General features: G+C 72.4%; 18 protein-coding genes. 9 read left to right on the top strand and 9 right to left on the bottom strand.

Annotated elements, in window-relative coordinates:
- The first annotated feature begins 59 nt into the window (after positions 1-59).
- The 5 genes from ACQEV1_RS20680 (at position 60) to ACQEV1_RS20700 (ending at position 3,667) form a co-directional block, all read left to right on the top strand.
- The gene (locus ACQEV1_RS20680; RefSeq protein ID WP_433395292.1) at positions 60-1,379 is read left to right on the top strand and encodes an SGNH/GDSL hydrolase family protein; all 1,320 of its coding nucleotides are present in this window, start codon (positions 60-62) and stop codon (positions 1,377-1,379) included.
- Between the two features lie 39 nt (positions 1,380-1,418).
- Positions 1,419-2,075, top strand: coding sequence for a class I SAM-dependent methyltransferase (locus tag ACQEV1_RS20685; protein ID WP_433395294.1), 657 nt, complete (start codon positions 1,419-1,421; stop codon positions 2,073-2,075).
- Positions 2,075-2,662 carry a TetR/AcrR family transcriptional regulator gene (locus tag ACQEV1_RS20690; protein WP_433395296.1) on the top strand — a complete coding sequence of 196 codons (588 nt, stop codon included), beginning with the start codon at positions 2,075-2,077 and terminating at the stop codon, positions 2,660-2,662. Before ACQEV1_RS20685 ends, ACQEV1_RS20690 begins: the two co-directional genes overlap by 1 nt.
- 69 nt (positions 2,663-2,731) lie before the next feature.
- Positions 2,732-3,313 carry an NADPH-dependent FMN reductase gene (locus ACQEV1_RS20695; RefSeq protein WP_433395298.1) on the top strand — a complete coding sequence of 194 codons (582 nt, stop codon included), beginning with the start codon at positions 2,732-2,734 and terminating at the stop codon, positions 3,311-3,313.
- Positions 3,314-3,322: 9 nt separating this feature from the next.
- Positions 3,323-3,667: a winged helix-turn-helix transcriptional regulator gene (locus tag ACQEV1_RS20700; protein ID WP_285566236.1), complete on the top strand. Its 345-nt coding sequence runs from the start codon at positions 3,323-3,325 to the stop codon at positions 3,665-3,667.
- On the opposite strand, the gene ACQEV1_RS20705 is transcribed toward ACQEV1_RS20700, so the two are convergent.
- The 7 genes from ACQEV1_RS20705 to ACQEV1_RS20735 form a co-directional block, all read right to left on the bottom strand.
- Complete coding sequence (locus ACQEV1_RS20705) at positions 3,635-4,681, bottom strand: UbiA family prenyltransferase (protein WP_433395301.1); 1,047 nt, start codon at positions 4,679-4,681, stop codon at positions 3,635-3,637. The genes ACQEV1_RS20700 and ACQEV1_RS20705 overlap by 33 nt on opposite strands.
- Positions 4,678-4,857, bottom strand: a complete 180-nt coding sequence (locus tag ACQEV1_RS20710) for a hypothetical protein (RefSeq protein WP_285620054.1) — start codon at positions 4,855-4,857, stop codon at positions 4,678-4,680. Before ACQEV1_RS20710 ends, ACQEV1_RS20705 begins: the two co-directional genes overlap by 4 nt.
- A 72-nt stretch (positions 4,858-4,929) precedes the next feature.
- Positions 4,930-5,586 (bottom strand): response regulator, encoded by a 657-nt coding sequence (locus tag ACQEV1_RS20715; protein ID WP_433395303.1) that lies wholly within the window; start codon positions 5,584-5,586, stop codon positions 4,930-4,932.
- Positions 5,573-6,703, bottom strand: a complete 1,131-nt coding sequence (macS, locus tag ACQEV1_RS20720; protein WP_433405941.1) for a MacS family sensor histidine kinase — start codon at positions 6,701-6,703, stop codon at positions 5,573-5,575. Before macS ends, ACQEV1_RS20715 begins: the two co-directional genes overlap by 14 nt.
- Positions 6,684-6,893 carry an EF-hand domain-containing protein gene (locus ACQEV1_RS20725; protein ID WP_285620052.1) on the bottom strand — a complete coding sequence of 70 codons (210 nt, stop codon included), beginning with the start codon at positions 6,891-6,893 and terminating at the stop codon, positions 6,684-6,686. Before ACQEV1_RS20725 ends, macS begins: the two co-directional genes overlap by 20 nt.
- 120 nt (positions 6,894-7,013) lie before the next feature.
- Positions 7,014-8,267, bottom strand: coding sequence for a carbohydrate-binding protein (locus ACQEV1_RS20730; RefSeq protein WP_433395306.1), 1,254 nt, complete (start codon positions 8,265-8,267; stop codon positions 7,014-7,016).
- A 321-nt stretch (positions 8,268-8,588) separates the two neighbouring features.
- Positions 8,589-9,002, bottom strand: a complete 414-nt coding sequence (locus ACQEV1_RS20735) for a MerR family transcriptional regulator (protein WP_433395308.1) — start codon at positions 9,000-9,002, stop codon at positions 8,589-8,591.
- Between the two features lie 266 nt (positions 9,003-9,268).
- On the opposite strand from ACQEV1_RS20735, the gene ACQEV1_RS20740 reads away from it, so the two are divergent.
- The gene (locus tag ACQEV1_RS20740; protein ID WP_433395310.1) at positions 9,269-10,654 is read left to right on the top strand and encodes an MFS transporter; all 1,386 of its coding nucleotides are present in this window, start codon (positions 9,269-9,271) and stop codon (positions 10,652-10,654) included.
- Here ACQEV1_RS20740 and hemE read toward each other — a convergent pair whose 3' ends face one another.
- Together hemE and ACQEV1_RS20750 are read right to left on the bottom strand one after the other, a co-directional pair.
- Positions 10,655-11,782, bottom strand: coding sequence for a uroporphyrinogen decarboxylase (gene hemE, locus ACQEV1_RS20745; protein WP_433395312.1), 1,128 nt, complete (start codon positions 11,780-11,782; stop codon positions 10,655-10,657).
- A gap of 143 nt (positions 11,783-11,925) precedes the next feature.
- Positions 11,926-12,978, bottom strand: coding sequence for a hypothetical protein (locus ACQEV1_RS20750; protein ID WP_433395314.1), 1,053 nt, complete (start codon positions 12,976-12,978; stop codon positions 11,926-11,928).
- Between the two features lie 159 nt (positions 12,979-13,137).
- Here ACQEV1_RS20750 and ACQEV1_RS20755 point away from each other — a divergent pair, with 159 nt between their 5' ends.
- The 3 genes from ACQEV1_RS20755 to ACQEV1_RS20765 all read left to right on the top strand — a co-directional run bounded on the left by ACQEV1_RS20755 (position 13,138) and on the right by ACQEV1_RS20765 (position 16,253).
- Entirely contained in the window at positions 13,138-13,767 is a 630-nt protein-coding gene (locus tag ACQEV1_RS20755) for an alpha-ketoglutarate-dependent dioxygenase AlkB (RefSeq protein WP_285566215.1), read from the top strand.
- A gap of 339 nt (positions 13,768-14,106) precedes the next feature.
- Complete coding sequence (locus ACQEV1_RS20760; RefSeq protein ID WP_285566213.1) at positions 14,107-14,946, top strand: lysozyme; 840 nt, start codon at positions 14,107-14,109, stop codon at positions 14,944-14,946.
- A 179-nt stretch (positions 14,947-15,125) separates the two neighbouring features.
- Positions 15,126-16,253 carry a glycoside hydrolase family 3 N-terminal domain-containing protein gene (locus ACQEV1_RS20765; RefSeq protein ID WP_285620041.1) on the top strand — a complete coding sequence of 376 codons (1,128 nt, stop codon included), beginning with the start codon at positions 15,126-15,128 and terminating at the stop codon, positions 16,251-16,253.
- The last annotated feature ends 24 nt before the right edge of the window (positions 16,254-16,277 follow it).

The raw sequence follows: 16,277 nt of genomic DNA on the forward strand, positions 1-16,277 counted from the left end.
GTACCCATGGTGTCGTTCCCGCCGGCGCCGTCCGGCGGCACCACAGAGACGAGGTCCCCATGACCACGAGGATCCGGCAGGCCGCCGTCGCCGCCTGCACCGCGCTGCTCACCCTGACCGCCGCGCCGCCAACGGCCTTCGCCCAGGCCGAGACGGCGGGCGGCGCCGCCTGGGTGGGCACGTGGACGGCGAGCCCCATGCCCCATTCCAGCGACGAGACATCCGAGAACGGCTTCACGGGCCAGACGATCCGCGAGGTGCTGCACACGAGCGTCGGCGGCGGGCTACTGCGGCTCCGCCTGACGAACACCTTCGGCACCGCGCCGCTGACGGTCGGCCGCGTCACGGTCGCGCTTCCCGGCGGGCCCGGCACGATCCGGCCGGACACCGCCCGGACGCTGACGTTCGGCGGCGGCCGGTCGGTGACGATCCGGGCGGGCGCGCGGACGGTCAGCGACCCGGTGGCGCTGCCGGTCGGCGCCGACGGCGACGTCACCGTGAGCCTCTACCTGCCCGGCGTGACCGGGCCGGTCACCTGGCACCGGCAGAGCATGGAGACGACGTACGTCTCCGGCGCCGGGGACCACACCGGCGATCCGGACGCCGCGGCGTTCCCCACCCGGCTCGCGTCGTTCTTCTTCGTCGACGGGCTCGACGTGACCCCGGCCACCGCCGCCCGAGGCGCCGTCGTCACGTTCGGGGACTCGATCACCGATGGGGACCAGTCCACCGTCGACGCGAACAACCGGTACCCGAACTTCCTGGCCCGCCGCGAGCTCGCGCTGCCGCCCGGCCGGCGGGAGGCGGTGCTGAACGCCGGGATCGGCGCCAACCGGGTGCTGAACGACTCGCGGCTGGGCGGGCCGAAGGCCCTCGACCGGTTCGACCGCGACGTCCTGGGTCAGACCGGCGTCCGTGACGTGATCCTGCTGGAGGGCATCAACGACATCAACTTCCCGTGGTTCGGGTCCGAGCCGGACGCCCAGCCGACGACGCCGGTGACGGCCGGCCAGATCATCGCGGGGTACGAGCGGCTCATCGACCGGGCGCACCGGCACGGGCTGCGCATCCTCATCGGCACGATGATGCCGGTGCAGGGCTCCTTCTACTACACCGCCGTGGGGGAGGCCGAACGCCAGGACGTGAACCGCTGGATCCGCGGCCAGCGGCGCGCCGACGGCGTCATCGACTTCGACCGGGTGATGCGCGACCCGGCGAACCCGCTGCGGCTGCTTCCCGCCTACGACAGCGGCGACCACCTTCACCCGGGTGACGCCGGGTACCGGGCCATGGCGGCGGCCGTCCGGCTCGACTGCCTCGGTTCCGGTGCGCACGCGGCGGCCGGCGGAACCGACTGCACCGGCTCACCCGCCCCCTGACCGGTGCTGTGGCCGGGTGGGCCGCGCGCCTCCGCCGTGGTGCGGACCCGGCTGATCGACGACCTGCTCGGCGCCGCCCTCGCCGGCGGCGCCCGGCAGGTGGTGCTGCTCGGCGCGGGGTATGACAGCCGCGCCTACCGGCTGCCGGCCGCGCGCCGTGCGACGGTCTTCGAGGTCGACCATCCCGCGACCCAGGAGCGCAAACGCCGCCTGGTCGAACGGGCCGTGCCGGCCGGCGAACGCGCGCACGTCCGCTTCGTGCCGGCCGACCTGAAGGAGGCGGACCTCGCGTCGCTCCTGCGGGACGCCGGCGTGCGCCGGGAGCGTACGGCGGTGGTGTGGGAGGGCGTGACGAACTACCTCGACGCGCGCTCGGTCGACGCCACCTTCACCGCCCTCGCCGGGGTGACGGCGCCCGGCAGCCGCGTCATCTTCACGTACATGGACCGCCGGGCGCTGGACGGGTCGGGCACGTTCACCGGCATCGCCGAATGGGCCGCCTCGGTCAGCGCCGCCGGCGAGCCGTTCACCTTCGGTCTCCTGCCGGACGAACTGCCGGGCCACCTCGCCGAGCAGGGGCTGAACCTGGTCATCGACCGTTCGGCCCGAGAGGCGGCGGCGGACTACCTCGCGCCGCTCGGCCGGGCCGAACCGGCCGCGCCGTTCTACCACGTCGCCGAGGCGGAGGTGGCCTAGTGCCGAAGGTCAGCGAGGAGCACCGGCGGGCGCGCCGCCAGGAGATCCTCGGCGCCGCCGCGCGTTGCTTCGCCCGCGCCGGATTCCACCGGACGACGATCCAGGACATCGCCGTGGAGTCCGGGCTGAGTCCCGGCCTGGTCTACCGCTACTTCGCGGACAAGGACGCCATGATCACCGCGATCGCCGCCCAGTGGCACGAGGACCAGGCCGGGCTCCTGCGCGCGGACGGAGCCGTCGGTGACCTCGTACCCGGCTGTCTCGACCTGCTGCGGTCCCTGGCCGCTCCCGCCGAGCGAGAGCGGGTGCGCCTGGGCGTGCAGATCTGGGCCGAGGCGCTGCGCGCGCCGGAGGTGGAGGCGGTGGCCCGCGCGGGGGTGGACGCCCCGCGCGAGGTCGTCGCACGCCTCGTGCGCGTCGCGCAGGACCGCGGCGAGCTGCCCGCCGGGCTGCCGCCCGACGGCCTCGCCCGGGTGTTCATCGCGATCTACCAGGGGCTGGCCCTGCAGACCGCCTGGGACGCCGGGCTGGACAACGACGCGTACGTCCGCGCGGTCGAGGGGCTGGTGTCGCTGCTGACCTCGTGAAACGGCTGTGAAGGGCATCCACTAAGGTTCTCTGAGTAACTCAGGAAATCTGTGAAGGAGTGCTTCATCGTGGCCAAGCTGGAGATCATCGTCGCGAGCACCCGTCCCGGGCGGGTCGGCCTGCCGATCGGTCAGTGGGTCGAGAAGGAGGCGGCGGCGCACGGCGGCTTCGCCGAGGTCGAACTGGTCGACCTCGCCGAGGTGAATCTCCCGTTCATGAACGAGCCCAACCACCCGCGGCTCCGCCGGTACACGCACCAGCACACGCTCGACTGGAGCGCGAAGGTCGACGAGGCGGACGCGTTCGTCTTCGTCATGCCGGAGTACAACAGCGGCATCAACGCGCCGCTGAAGAACGCCCTCGACTACCTGAACCACGAATGGCACTACAAGCCGGTCGGCCTGGTCAGCTACGGTGGCGTCTCGGCGGGAGTCCGTGCCGCCCAGATGGTCAAGCAGGTGGTGACGACGCTGCGGATGACCCCGATCTTCGAGGCCGTCGCCATCCCGTTCGTCACGCAGTTCTTCGACGAGGAGGACAACCTCGTGCCGAACGACATCATGACCACGTCGGCCAAGGCGATGTTCGACGAACTGGTCCGGGTGGCCGAGGCACTACGCCCGCTGCGTGAGCCCGCCGAGACGAGATGAGAGAGGGCCATGGCCGACGTTCACCGGGTCTGCCGGCGTTACCACGCCGCGATCGAGCTGATCGGCGCTCGCTGGAGCGGAGCGATCCTCCGCGTCCTGTTCACCGGCCGGCACCGGTACGCCCAGATCAAGGCGGCGGTGCCGGGCCTCAGTGACACGATGCTGGCCGAGCGCCTGCGCAGTCTGGAGGCCGACGGCCTCATCGAGCGGCGCGTGATCCCGTCCTCACCGGTCCAGGTCGAGTACCACCTGACGGACAAGGGCCGTGACCTCGAACCGGTGCTGGACGCGGTGATCTCCTGGGCGCACAAGTGGATCGAGCTACCGGACGACGCGCACGCCCCGGCCGGCTGAGCGCCGGTCCGGAATGGCACTGGCGCCGGCGGCGGCGCCGGCGGTGAACCGCGTGACCGGGCCGCGCCGTGCCATGACCGTCGCCTGGGCGAGCACGATCGCGGTCAGGGCGCCGATGACCACGTCGTACGGCGCGGCCGGCACGCGGGCGTGGACCATCGACAGGTGGCCGAGGAGCAGCAGGATCATGCTGCGGCCGATCACGGCGATCGCCGAGATGAGCCGCTCGTCCCTCCGCACGCCCCGGCCGGCCGCCAGGGCGCGGATGAGGGCGAGGGCCACCGCGAGGCAGACGGCCTCGGCCGCGAGCAGCGCGCCGGCCGGCCGCCGCGTCGCGGCCAGGATCAGCGCGGTTCCGGCCGTCCAGCAGCAGGCGCTGAACACGCACGTCCACCCGCGGCCGTGGCGGACCAGGAACGTGCGCTTGCCGAACATCGCGTCGCCGCGGACGTCACGGAAGTCCTTCAGCAGGATCCGGCCGACGAATCCCGCGTACAGGCCCGCGAGCAGCAGCAGGTCCCCCGGGCGCGGGACCTCCCGTACGGCGAACACGCCCAGCAGGTACGGGACCGCGACGTAGCACGCCGGCAGCATGAGCGAGGCCACCGCGCCCCGCTCGGCGAGGCGTACCGGGCGCAGTGAGTAGCCGGCGCTCAGCGCCAGGCCGGCGACGGTGACGACGACCGCCGGCCAGCGCAGCGTCGCGCTCACCGCGAGCGCGCCGGCGGCCCCGACCACACCCGTCACCACGAGGTCGCGGCGGCTCGCCGCGCCGGTCACCAGCGGGCGGCGCACGTCGCCCGGCAGGTTCACCCGGTCGATCGCCTCGTCGGCGAGGTCGTTGCACGCGACCGAGAAGATGAGGAAGCCGGCGACGACGGCCAGCACGCGGACCAGGAGCAAACGGTCCTCGCCGTGCCCGGCCTGGGCCAGCCCGGTCGCGGCGAACAGCCCGAGCAGCATGACGACCGCCGGGCGGGCGACGAGCACGAGCAGGCGCAGACGGCGCATCATTTGTTGCTCCCGAAGCCGTTCATGATCAGTACGAGGGCGCCCATCACCACGAGGACGAGGAGGCCGTAGATGAACGCGGCGGTGATCACGGCGGCGGCCAGGCCGGCGATGCCGATCAGCACGGTGCGGGGCCACGACCGTCGGCGTGGCGGTGAAAGAGTTCCGGAAGGGTCCATGGACCCGAGCATCCGCCGCCGTGTCGTCGCTCGCCTGAGTACGATGGCTCGACTTCGGCTGGGTACTTCTACCTAATCGATGCCCTTCTCAAGGGCGTAGCGGACGAGCTGGGCCTTGTTGCGCAGCTGCAGCTTCGTCAACGTGTTGCGCACGTGGTTCTGCACCGTACGCGGCGACAGGACGAGCCGCTCGGCGATCTGCGGGTACGTCAGGCCCTTGGCGACCAGCCGCAGCACCTCGGTCTCCCGCGCCGTCAGCCGGGGTGTGTCCGGTGCCGGGCCGGCGGCGAGCCTGCGGTACTCCCCGAGCACCAGGCCCGCCAGCCCCGGCGTGAAGACCGCCTCGCCGGCGGCCGTCGCGCGCACCGCCGCGACGAGCTCCTCCAGCCGCGCGGACTTCACCAGGTAGCCCGTCGCGCCCGCGGTGACGGCGTCCAGGACGTCCTGGCGCTCGCCGCTCGCCGACAGGACGAGGATCCGAAGCGACGGCCCCCGCATCCGTGCGATGAGCTCCGCGCCGGAAAGACCGGGGAGGTTCAGGTCGAGCAGGACCACCTGCGGGCGCGTCGCGGCGGCCACCCGCAGCGCCTGGGCTCCGTCGCCCGCCGTGCCCACCACCGCGAAACCCGCCTCGGTGAGGTCCCGCGCGACTCCGTCGCGCCACATCGGGTGGTCGTCCACCACCAGCACGCGAACGGGCTCGTCCGGCTCGTGTTCATCGCGTGACACGGAGCTCCACCTCGGTCCCCTGACCCGGCGACGACGTGACCTGGGCCGTACCGCCGGCGTCCCGCATCCGGCCCACGATCGACTGTGCCACGCCGAGGCGCCCCGCCTCCACCGCCCGCGCGAGCCGGTCCGCCGCGAACCCGGCGCCGTCGTCGCGGACGCTCACCGTCACGACGTCGCCCTCGTCCTCGACGAGCACCCACGCCGAGGCGCCCGCACCCGCGTGGCGGCGCACGTTGTCCAGCGCGGCGCCCACCGCCGCGGCGACCGCCTCCGCGGCGGCGGCCGGCAGCGGCACCGGGCCGGCCGGGCCGGAGACGGTGACGCGTTCGGCGGCGTACGGCTCCAGGAGGGCGCGCAGCTCCAGCTCTCCGGAGGCGGCGGCGGGCGGGGTCGCCACGAGCGTGCGCAGCGCCGTCTCGCCCTCACCGGCGAGCCGGCCCAGCTCCGCCGCCTCGCCGCCCAGCTCCCGGCCGCGCCGGCTCACCAGCGACAGCACCTGCAGCACCGAGTCGTGCACCTCGCGGGCGATCCGCTCCCGCTCGGCCGTGGCCGCCTCCAGCCGGGCCACGCGCTCCACGGCGGTCTCGGCGCGGGTGCCGAGGCGTACGACGTAGCCGCCGACCACCCCGGTGATCAGCAGGAGCACGACGCCGTTGAAGGTGTTCGGCGCGAGGGCCGCCCGCTCGACCACGTCGGCGGCCGAGACGGCCGCCGCCCCGGCCAGGCCCGCCCACGGGCCGCCGGTGACCGCGCAGGCGAGGACGGGCGCCGCCGCCCACGACACCGGCAGCGTCGGCGCGCCGTGGTCGATGTGGACGCCCGTGTCGACCCAGCGTGTGCCCAGGATCAGCGCCACCGCGACCAGGACGTCGGCGACGACGAACGCGCGGCGGCGCAGCCTGGGCCGCGCGTACCCGGCGGTCGCCAGGACGGTCCACCCGGCCATCGCCGCGAGGGCGAGCAGACCGCCCAGCGGGTGCGCGTAGCCGTGCCGGTGGCGGAGGATGAGCGCGGCGGCGTACACGAGTGTGGCCAGGCGAAACGCCGCGGTGGCCCGCCACAGCTGCGCCACCACGGCCGAACGGGCCGCCCGGTCAGGCGTTCCAGGCCTCAGCGAACTCCGCCTGGTTGATCTTTCCGTCCTTGTCCTTGTCGGCGTGGGCCCAGATCGAGTCGATCTCGTCCCCGGTCACCTGCTGGCGGCGGGCGGTCATGGCGAGCTTGAACTCCACGGCGGTGACGTAGCCGTCCCCGTCGTAGTCGAATTCCTTGAACGTCGCGGCGGCGTCGTCGGGCGTGGTCACGGCGGGCTCCCGGTGCTCGGAGTACTGCGGCGTTCAGCATGAAAGCACACATTCGGGTCGACACACGCCGAAAACCCGGCGGCCGGTGGAAGACACCCACCGGCCGCCGGTCCGGGGTCGTCAGGTGCAGGGGCCCTCGTCGGACCAGACGTCGGCCGTGCCCGGCGTCTCACCCTGGGTCCACCACTTGGCCTTGTACGTGTGCTTGGAGTAGGTCACCTCCATGCCGCCCGTGTAGACGCTGGTGGCGTTCCAGGCCGGCGCCGTGCACGCGCCCGGCGGCGGGTCGGTGGGCGGGGGAGAGGCCGGCGCGCCGCCGAACGCCGCGGTGAACCTGGTGAAGTCCCAGGCGCCCTGCGTGACGCTGGAGCAGGTGCCGGAGGTCTGCCCGTTGTTGTCCGGCGGGCTGCACTGCCGGTCCCGGTTGACCGACCAGAACGTGAAGCGCGACAGGCCGTGCGAGGTGGCGTAGTTCAGCACCGCCTGGAAGTCGGCCTGCCGGAAGTACTCGCCGGTGTCGGAGCGCCCGTTCATCAGCGACACGCCCTCGTGGGCGTACGCGGTGGCGCTGCTCCAGCCGAACGTGTTCATCAGCGTCGAGTGGAAGCCCTCCAGTGCGCTGATCTGCGCCGCCGAGCCGTTGAACCCGCCGTCGAACGGCATGATCGCGTAGTTGGCCGGCGTGAAGCCCTGGCTCTTGGCCTCGGCCAGCAGCTGCTTGCCGAACCAGCCGGTGCCCTCGCCGCCGGTCGTGCCGGCCGTGGTGACCGAGACGTACAGGCCGGGATTGTTCTGCTGCAGGATCTTGGCCGCGCCGATCTCGTTGTGGATCGCGGTCGCGTTCTCGTACTCCGGCTCCTCCAGGTCGAAGTCGATCGCCTTGAGCGCGTACTTGCTGATCACCTGCTGGTACGCCGCCGCGGTGGAGGACGGGTCGCCGCAGGTCTGGCCGAGCTTCGTGCCGCCGTAGCCGCCGGCCGAGACGGTCACGTCGCCGCCGGCCGCCCGGATCCCGTCGATCATCGACTTGGCCTGCGTGTCGGAGGAGACGGCGTGGGTGCCGTCCCAGGTCGGGCTGCATCCACCGCCGTTCGGAGCGAGGATGAACGCGAGCTGGAACGACTTCTGCCCGGTCGCGCTCATCACCGGGCCGAGGTCGGGCGGGCTGTTGTCGAACGGCATGACGTACGGCGCCGCGCCGTACCAGTTGCCGCCGAGCGCGGCGGGCGCGGCTGTGTGCTCACTCGCGGACGCGGCGGTGACGCCGGTGACGGCCGAGGCCGTGCCGAGCGCCAGCGCGACCGCGCCGACCGCGGCGGTCGCGGCGGCGACGAGCCCGCGCCGCCGTCCGGTCCTGGGTGCCTTCCATCGCATGGTCGCTTCTCCTTCGGGGGTGAACGTACGGACCGGCCGCAGTCCTGGCGGGGACCAACCGGGGGTGGAAGCGTTCTCTTAAGCTTCTCTTAGGAAACCTTCCTATTTGTTTGTCGTGAGAGTACCCCGCGCGAGGGCGTTTGCGGAGACCCCACTTTCGATTCCGGCGGACTGGCCCCGGTCCGGGTCACGAACAGCCGGCCGTACGCGATCGTCTCCGCCGTGCCCGGCACCCCGCTGGACCTCCGGGCCGGCACGCGGCTCGTGGACGACGGTTACCGGGTGCTGGTCGATCCGGGGCTCGCGCCGGGGCGGCACCGGCTAGAGATCCGCGCCCCCGGGATGGAGCGGCTGCGGACCCCGGTCGCCTCGTGAGGTCCGCCGGCGTACGGCGTCGAGGTAGGCGCTGATCGCGTCGCGGTTCCTCGTCAGGCAGGCGATCTTGTCGTCCATCTGCTCACGCTGGTGTTCGAGGGCGGCGATGAGGTCCGGGTCCGCGTCGCGTACGTGGATCGTGCACGGGTCGTCCAGGCACGGCAGGATCTGGCGGATGATGCTCGTCGTCAGCCCGGCGTCGAGCAGCCCGCGGATCTGCGCGACCCGGCCGACCAGGTGCTCGCCGTAGTCGCGGTAGCCGTTCGGCAGGCGCTCGGGGGTCAGGAGGCCCTGCTCCTCGTAGTACCGCAGCAGGCGTGCGGGGACGCCGGTTCGCTCGGTCAGCCGGCCGATCCACACCCTGCCTCCCGGTGGACGTCTTGCCTTCACACTAGTGTGAACGTCCGAGCATGGGGCTCTACCCCGCGTGAGCGAGAGGAGGGGCGCCGCCGTCGGCCGGAAGCGGCCGGGTCAGTGCCGTCGGGCATGCGCGGTCAGCGACGGTGCCCGGCCACCCGTACTCTCGGCGGCATCCACGCCTCTCCCGAAGACGGAGACCTTGTGACGAAGCGAACCGATGGGCACGGCGGCGTTCTTCCGCCCGTGGCATCGACGAAGGTGGCGCCGTGAGCGTCGTGACCGCGCCGGCGGCGCCGGTGACCGTACGCCGGCCCGCGACCCTGGCCGTCCTGTCCGTGGCGCAGTTCCTCATCGCCCTCGACTACTCGATCATCTACATCGCCCTGCCGAGCATCGCCGCGGACCTCGGGCTCGACTCGGCGCTCGCGCAGTGGGTGGTCAGCGCCTACGCGGTGCTGTTCGCCGGATTCCTGGTCGTCGGCGGCCGGCTGACGGACCGCGTCGGCCCGGCCCGGCTCTTCATCGGCGCCATCGTCGCCTTCGGGATCGCCAGCGCGGTCGGAGGCGCGGCCGAGGACGGTGCGGTGCTGCTGGCCGCGCGCGGCGTGCAGGGGCTCGGCGCGGCACTGCTGCAACCCGCGGTCCTCGGGCTCATCGGCACGACCTTTCCCGCGGGTCCGCAGCGCAGCCGCGCGCTGGTGGTCTGGGGTTCGGTCGGGGCGTCGGGCCTGGCCGCCGGCGCCGTCCTCGGGGGTCTGCTGACGACGGCGTCGTGGCGGCTCACCTTCGTCGTGAACGTGCCGCTCACGCTCCTGTGCGCGCTCGGCGCCGCCGTGTGGATCGGCGTCGGCCGGGGGCGGCTGCCGGCCGGCCGCATCCCGGTGCTCGCCTCGGTGTTCGGCACGGGCACCGTGCTCACGCTCGTCATCGGTCTCAGCCTCGGGCCCGATCGCGGCTGGGCCTCCGCGCCGACGCTCGTCTGCCTCGGCCTGGCGGTGGTGCTGTTCGCGATGTTCGTCCGCAACGAGCGGGTCTCGCCCAACGTCCTGATCGAACACGTGCTGCGGCGCACGCGTTCGCTGCGGTCCGGTGCGACGGCCACCGCGCTGTACATGGCCAGCGTCGGCTCGGAGTTCTACCTGCTCACGCTGCTGCTTCAGACGACGAAGGGCTACTCGCCGTTCGAGGCGGGGGCCGCGTTCCTGCCGATGGCCGCGATGGTGACGCTCGGCAACACCGCCGCGGGCCGCGCCGTACGGCGGATCGGCGCCGACGGCGTACTCGTCGGCGGGTTCGCCATCGCCACCACAGGCCTGCTGTGGCTGTCCCTCGGCCTGAGCGGTCCCTCGTACGCCGCCGACCTGCTGCCCGGCCTGCTGATCAGCGGCTTCGGGCACGGAGTCATCTACACCGGGATGTTCATCATCGGCACCCACGACGTGTCGCCGGAGCACCAGGGCACGGCGGGCGCGCTGCTGACGACGTCCCAGTACCTCGCCGGCGCGCTCACGGTCGCCGTGCTGACCCTCGCGCTCGGCCCGTCACCGGACGACACGCGGTTCCGCGTGGCCTTCCTGTTCACCACCGCCGCTGCGGCGGCGGGCACGGTCCTCGCCGCCGCGATCCGCCGCAGAGGTTCCTCGACGTCCTAGTCACGGAGTTCTCTGCGGCGCGGGCGTGGTCCACGCGCGCACCTGCTCGGCCAGGGCGGTGACATGCTCCGGGGGCGTGGTCTTGACGATGCCGTGTCCCAGGTTGAACACGAACGGCCCCCCGCTCAGGGCGCGCAGGATGCGCTCCGTCTCGGCGTGGAGCGCAGGGCCGCCGGCGACCAGGAGCTGGGGATCGAGGTTGCCCTGCACACAGCGGCCCAGGCCGCGCTGGAGTTTCCGCGCGGCCCATTCGAGGGGAACCGTGGCATCCAGGCCGATACAGTCCGCGCCGGTCGCCTCGGCGAAGCCGTCGTAGGCGAGCCCGGCGCCCCGGGGGAAGGCGATGACGGGAACGTCCGGATGCTGCGTCTTCAGCGCCGCGATGATGGTGGCGACCGGCTTGACGCACCAGCGTTCGAAGAAGGCGTCCGGGAGTATCCCGGCCCAGGTGTCGAACAACTGGACCGCTTCCGCGCCCGCCTCGATCTGGCGGTCGAGGAACTGGATGACAGCGGTCGTGAGCAGGTCGATCAGGGGCTGGAATCCATCGGGGTCGCTCAGCGCCCACTGCTTGACGACGGAGTGCTCCGACGTGGCGCCGCCGCGTCCTTCGACCATGTAGGTGGCGATGGTCCACGGTGCGCCGGCATAGCCGATCAGGGCCGTCTCGGCCGGCAGGGCGCGGGTCAGCTGCCGGACCGTCTCATAGATCGGGGCCAGTTCCTCGTGGAGGCGGGAGACGCTCAGGAAGTCGGCCATGTCCGCTGCCGAGCGGACAGGAGGCGTCAGAACCGGCCCGTCGCCGGGCCGGTAGTCCAGGGTCTGACCCAGTGCGGCGGCGACCTGCGGAAGGTCCGCGAAGAGGATGGCGGCGTCGAGCGGGAAGCGGCGGATCGGCTGCAGGGTGACCTCGACGGCGTGCTCGGGCGAATTGCAGAGCCCCACCATGCCCCCGGCGGCCTCACGGACCCGGTGATACTCGGGCAGGTACCGTCCCGCCTGTCGCATCAGCCATATCGGCGGCCGCTCGGTCCGCTCTCCCGCGAGCGCGCGCAGGAGCAGCTTCTTGGACCGGACGCCGCCGGACACCGGCTTCGCACCGACTTCTTCCCGGGTACCGAGGTCCACGCTGTTCCATCCTGTTGAATCGCCCCGGGTATCGACGGGACTCGATGAGCAGACTCCAGCCCCCCGTAAAGGGACGTCGTCATCGTAGCGGCGCTCCGGTCCGGGCGGCCCGGCGGGCGTCAGAGCCGAGCGGCGCCGGGGTTCTAGGCCGACGGGGCGTCGGCCGTGGCGGCCATCGCCTCGGTGGCCTTCTCCGCCTCCTCGACGGTGTGCCGGCCGAGGCCGCAGGCCGTGGCGACCGCGTACGCCTCGCGGCCGACGGCGGTCTCGAACCGTCGCAGGCTCTCGGCGCCGCCCGCGGGGTCGGCCGCCGACACGATCCCGGCCATGATCCGCCACTCCGGGTCGAGCCGCCGCAGCGGCCGGTAGAACTCCTCGTTCCGCGGCGCGGGGTGGGCGCCGTACGCCGCCGGAAGGTGGACCGGCGGCAGCGGGCGTCCGCGGCGGCGCAGGGCGGTGGCCAGGAGGTCGAGGTAGGTGACGGCCGGGCCGAGGTCGCGCGGGGCGAACATCTCGGTGTTCTGGTAGTTGCCGTAGCACAGGTGCAGGATCGTCTCCGCGTCCGCGGGGAAACGCGCGAGCAGGGCGGCGACCTGCCGGGCCAGGAAACGGGCGCCGAGGGAGGGGCCGCCGGGCACCCGCCGGGCCATGTCCATGCCGATCAGCACGGAGGGCGTCTCCAGCTGCCACACGATGTCCGGGCCGGCCTCGGCGGTCAGCTCGGTCACCTCGTCCACGACCGCCTGGGTGAACACCGGCAGGTACCGCAGCGACAGCCATGGCCGGCCGGCGAACACGAAGATCGCCATATCGAGCGGGTTGGGCAGGCTGATCTGCAGGCGGATGCCGTCCAGCTCGGGGTGTTCGGCGCGCACCGCGCGGAACTCCTCCAGCGCCTCCCGCAGCCGGTCCGTACGGCCCATGGAGACGTCCTCCGGGCGAAGCCGGTGGCCGCGCCGTACGCCGTAGGTGCGCATGTCCTCGTACGAGGCGTACTCGCCGGGACGCGTGACCTCGAACGCCGGTCGCCCGGCGAGGTCGCGCAGGTAGCCGACGACCCAGTTCGGATCCAGGTCGCAGGGCAGCGTCGTCAGCCGGTGGCCACGGCGTTGCTGGATGATCCATTCCATGGCCTGGCGGGGAGTGCCGCACACGTCCGCTGGCAGGCTGCCGACAAAGTGGATAGACCGGGACATGGCGCTACCTTCGCATAAATGGCATCCGCTACTGACGGAAATCACAGAGTCACCCTTCCGAAATTCGCCGATGGAGGCGCGGGGCGTCTGAAATTCCGCCAGTCGCCTCGCCGGACCATGATCGAACATGTGTTTGAATCCGTCACGTAGACTGAGGTCATGAGGCTTGCGCTCCAGGGTTCGCTGCTGGACTGCGGCGACGAGATCGAGCTCGGCCCGCTCGGCTCGTCGGTGCGCCGCACGGTGCTCGACCGCGGGGCGTGGATCGACGTGCGGCCGGGCTGGGTGACCGGTTCCGACGCCCTGTTCGACCGCCTCGCCGGCTCCGTGCCGTGGCGCGCGGAGCGGCGGCACATGTACGACCGCGTCGTGGACGTGCCGCGCCTGCTGAAGTTCTACGGCGAGGACGAGGAGCTGCCCGAGCCGATCCTGCGCGAGGCACGAGACGCGCTGAGCGCGCACTACGCCCGCGAGCTCGGCGAACCGTTCCGCACCGCGGGGCTCTGCCTCTACCGCGACGGCGCCGACAGCGTCGCCTGGCACGGCGACCGCATCGGGCGCGGCAGTCGCGAGGACACCATGGTGGCGATCGTCTCGATCGGCGCGCCGCGCAGCCTGCTGCTGCGTCCGCGCGGCGGCGGCCCCACGCTGCGCCACGACCTCGGTCACGGCGACCTTCTCGTCATGGGCGGCAGCTGCCAGCGCACCTGGGAGCACGCCGTGCCCAAGACCGCCCGCCCGACCGGCCCGCGGATCAGCATCCAGTTCCGCCCCAGCGGCGTCCGCTGACGGCGCCGACGCGCGAGGGCCCGCGGCGGGGGACAGGCGGAGATTGCCGGATCCGGCCAATTTCCTCCGGCCGTTCCGGCTCAGTTCTTGCACCTGAGCTGGGAAAAGCGGCGAATCGACGATTTCACCGGCACGGTCGGGACACTTTTCCACCTTTTCTAATACACCTTCGGAAGATATCTACTACCTACTAACGGGTATGCAACGCCGACCCGAAGGGAGAGAAGCACCCCGCCGCTTCACCCCCGCGGTCCCCTGCCGCCGCGATCCTCAAGCGCGAGCGCATCGCCCGCGGGAGTGCATCACAGTCCTCAGGTCTCCCCCTCCTTGGAGGATCACGTGGCACTACGCAAGCGCTCATCCCAGACGGCGCGTAAGTCGCGTTTCGCCGCCCTGTCCGCGGCGACCCTGCTGTGCGGCGCGCTCATGGCGGCCGCCCAGCCCGCCGGAGCCTCCGCCGACCCGGTCACCCATCCCGAACGTGACTGGCTGGGCTCGCAGGTCGCCAAGCACGAGCCGGGCTCCGGCCGCATGATCGTCCGGCCGAACGTCGTCCAGACGCCCGGCCTCGACGTGAGCGGCTGGCAGGGCAACGTCAACTGGGCCTCGGTGGCGGCCAACGGCGCCCGGTTCGCCTATGTCAAGGCGACCGAGTCGACCAACTACACCAACCCGTACTTCTCCCAGCAGTACACCGGCGCGTACAACGTGGGCATCGTGCACGGCGCCTACCACTTCGCCACGCCCAACACCTCGTCCGGGGCGGCGCAGGCCGACTACTTCGTCGCGCACGGAGGCGGCTGGTCCAAGGACGGCAAGACCTTCCCCGGCATGCTCGACATCGAGTGGAACCCCTACGGCGCCACCTGCTACGGCCTGTCCGCCGCCGGGATGGTGAACTGGATCCTCTCGTTCAGCAACGAGTACCACGCGAAGACCAGCCGCTGGCCGGTCATCTACACCGCGACCAGCTGGTGGAGCCAGTGCACCGGCAACACCGGCGACTTCTCCTCCACCAACCCGCTGATGCTCGCCAACTACAACGGCTCACCGGGCGCGATGCCGTACAACTGGAGTTTCCAGACCATCTGGCAGTACGCCGACTCCGGCGTCTTCCCCGGGGACCAGGACTACTTCAACGGCGACTACTCGCGCGTCCAGGCCCTCGCGAACGGCTGACCGATCAGCCCGGGTTCCGTTCCGCCGGGCGTGCCTCGTGGGCACGCCCGGCCCGGCACGTCCTCCCCTGACCTCCGGCGTGAGCCGGAGCCCCGCCCCGCCGCCCCGGCGGCACCACACAGGAAGAGAGGCAGCGCACCCTCCGGTCGCGGCCGGAGTCCCGTGCGCGGACAAATCAGATGAACGAAAACTCGATCACCCGGCGCAACGCCCTGCTCGCCGGCGCCGGCGCGGCCTTCGCGACGGTCGGCCTGGCCGGGACCGCGCGGGCCGCCGGGCGGAGCACCGTACGGCCCGCCGCCCTGACGCCGGAGCAGCAGGCCGGCCAGCGGGTCATCTACTCCTACTCGGGCACGACCGTCCCGCAGTCGCTGCTGGACGCGATCTCCGGTGGCCGGGCCGCGGGCGTGATCTTCTTCGGCGACAACATCAGCGGCCTCGACCAGATCGCCTCGGTCTGCGAGCAGCTGAACGAGGCCAACGCCGCCAGTCCGGTCGGGGCGCCGCTGCTGCTGATGACCGACCAGGAGGGCGGCCAGGTGCGCCGCCTGCCCGGCGGGCCGACGCTGTCGGAGAAGCAGATCGGCCAGTCGTCCGACCCGGTCTCGGCGGCGACCAGCGCCGGTGACGAGGCCGGTGCGCTCCTCGCGAGCGTCGGTATGAACGTCAACCTCGCCCCGGTGCTCGACGTGTACCGCACGGCCGGTGACTTCGAGGACCAGTACGGCCGCTCGTACAGCAAGGACCCGGCCGTCTGCGGGCAGCTGGGCAGCGCGTTCATCACCGCGCAGCAGCGGCACAAGGTGGCGGCGACCGCCAAGCACTTCCCGGGCCTGGGCTCGGCGACCAAGAACCAGAACACCGACTCCGCGCCCGTCACCCTCACCGCCTCCGCGTCCACGCTGCGCTCGGTCGACGAGGCGCCGTACGCGCCGGCGATCAGCGCGGGCGTCAAGCTCGTCATGCTGTCCTGGGCCACCTATCCCTCGCTCGACCCGAACTACCCGGCCGGGCTGTCGTCGACCATCGTCCAGAACGAGCTGCGCGGACGCCTCGGGTTCACGGGCGTCACCATCACCGACTCGCTCACCGCCGGCGGCCTGTCGAACTTCGGCACCACGGCGCAGCGCGCGGTCGCCGCCGCCAAGGCGGGCATGGACCTGCTGCTGGTGTGCGGGGAGAGCCCGACGTACGGCCAGAGCGCGGTCACCGGACTGGCCAACGCGCTGCGGGCCGGCACCCTCGGCCAGAGCGCCTTCGACGCCGCCCGCACCCGCGTCACCAACCTGCGTAACAGCCTGGCCTGACGGCGTGGCCGGGGGGCCGCGGAC

Origin of the sequence: Actinoallomurus sp. CA-142502 (genome assembly GCF_050936355.1) — a bacterium.
Lineage (GTDB): Bacteria > Actinomycetota > Actinomycetes > Streptosporangiales > Streptosporangiaceae > Actinoallomurus > Actinoallomurus iriomotensis.

Coding starts and splice junctions, on each gene's coding strand:
- ACQEV1_RS20755 (WP_285566215.1), top strand. CDS start 13,138: ATGAGGCTTGCGCTCCAGGGTTCGCTGCTGGACTGCGGCGACGAGATC.
- ACQEV1_RS20710 (WP_285620054.1), bottom strand. CDS start 4,857: ATGGACCCTTCCGGAACTCTTTCACCGCCACGCCGACGGTCGTGGCCC.
- ACQEV1_RS20765 (WP_285620041.1), top strand. CDS start 15,126: ATGAACGAAAACTCGATCACCCGGCGCAACGCCCTGCTCGCCGGCGCC.
- ACQEV1_RS20700 (WP_285566236.1), top strand. CDS start 3,323: ATGGCCGACGTTCACCGGGTCTGCCGGCGTTACCACGCCGCGATCGAG.
- ACQEV1_RS20750 (WP_433395314.1), bottom strand. CDS start 12,978: ATGTCCCGGTCTATCCACTTTGTCGGCAGCCTGCCAGCGGACGTGTGC.
- ACQEV1_RS20680 (WP_433395292.1), top strand. CDS start 60: ATGACCACGAGGATCCGGCAGGCCGCCGTCGCCGCCTGCACCGCGCTG.
- ACQEV1_RS20705 (WP_433395301.1), bottom strand. CDS start 4,681: ATGATGCGCCGTCTGCGCCTGCTCGTGCTCGTCGCCCGCCCGGCGGTC.
- ACQEV1_RS20730 (WP_433395306.1), bottom strand. CDS start 8,267: ATGCGATGGAAGGCACCCAGGACCGGACGGCGGCGCGGGCTCGTCGCC.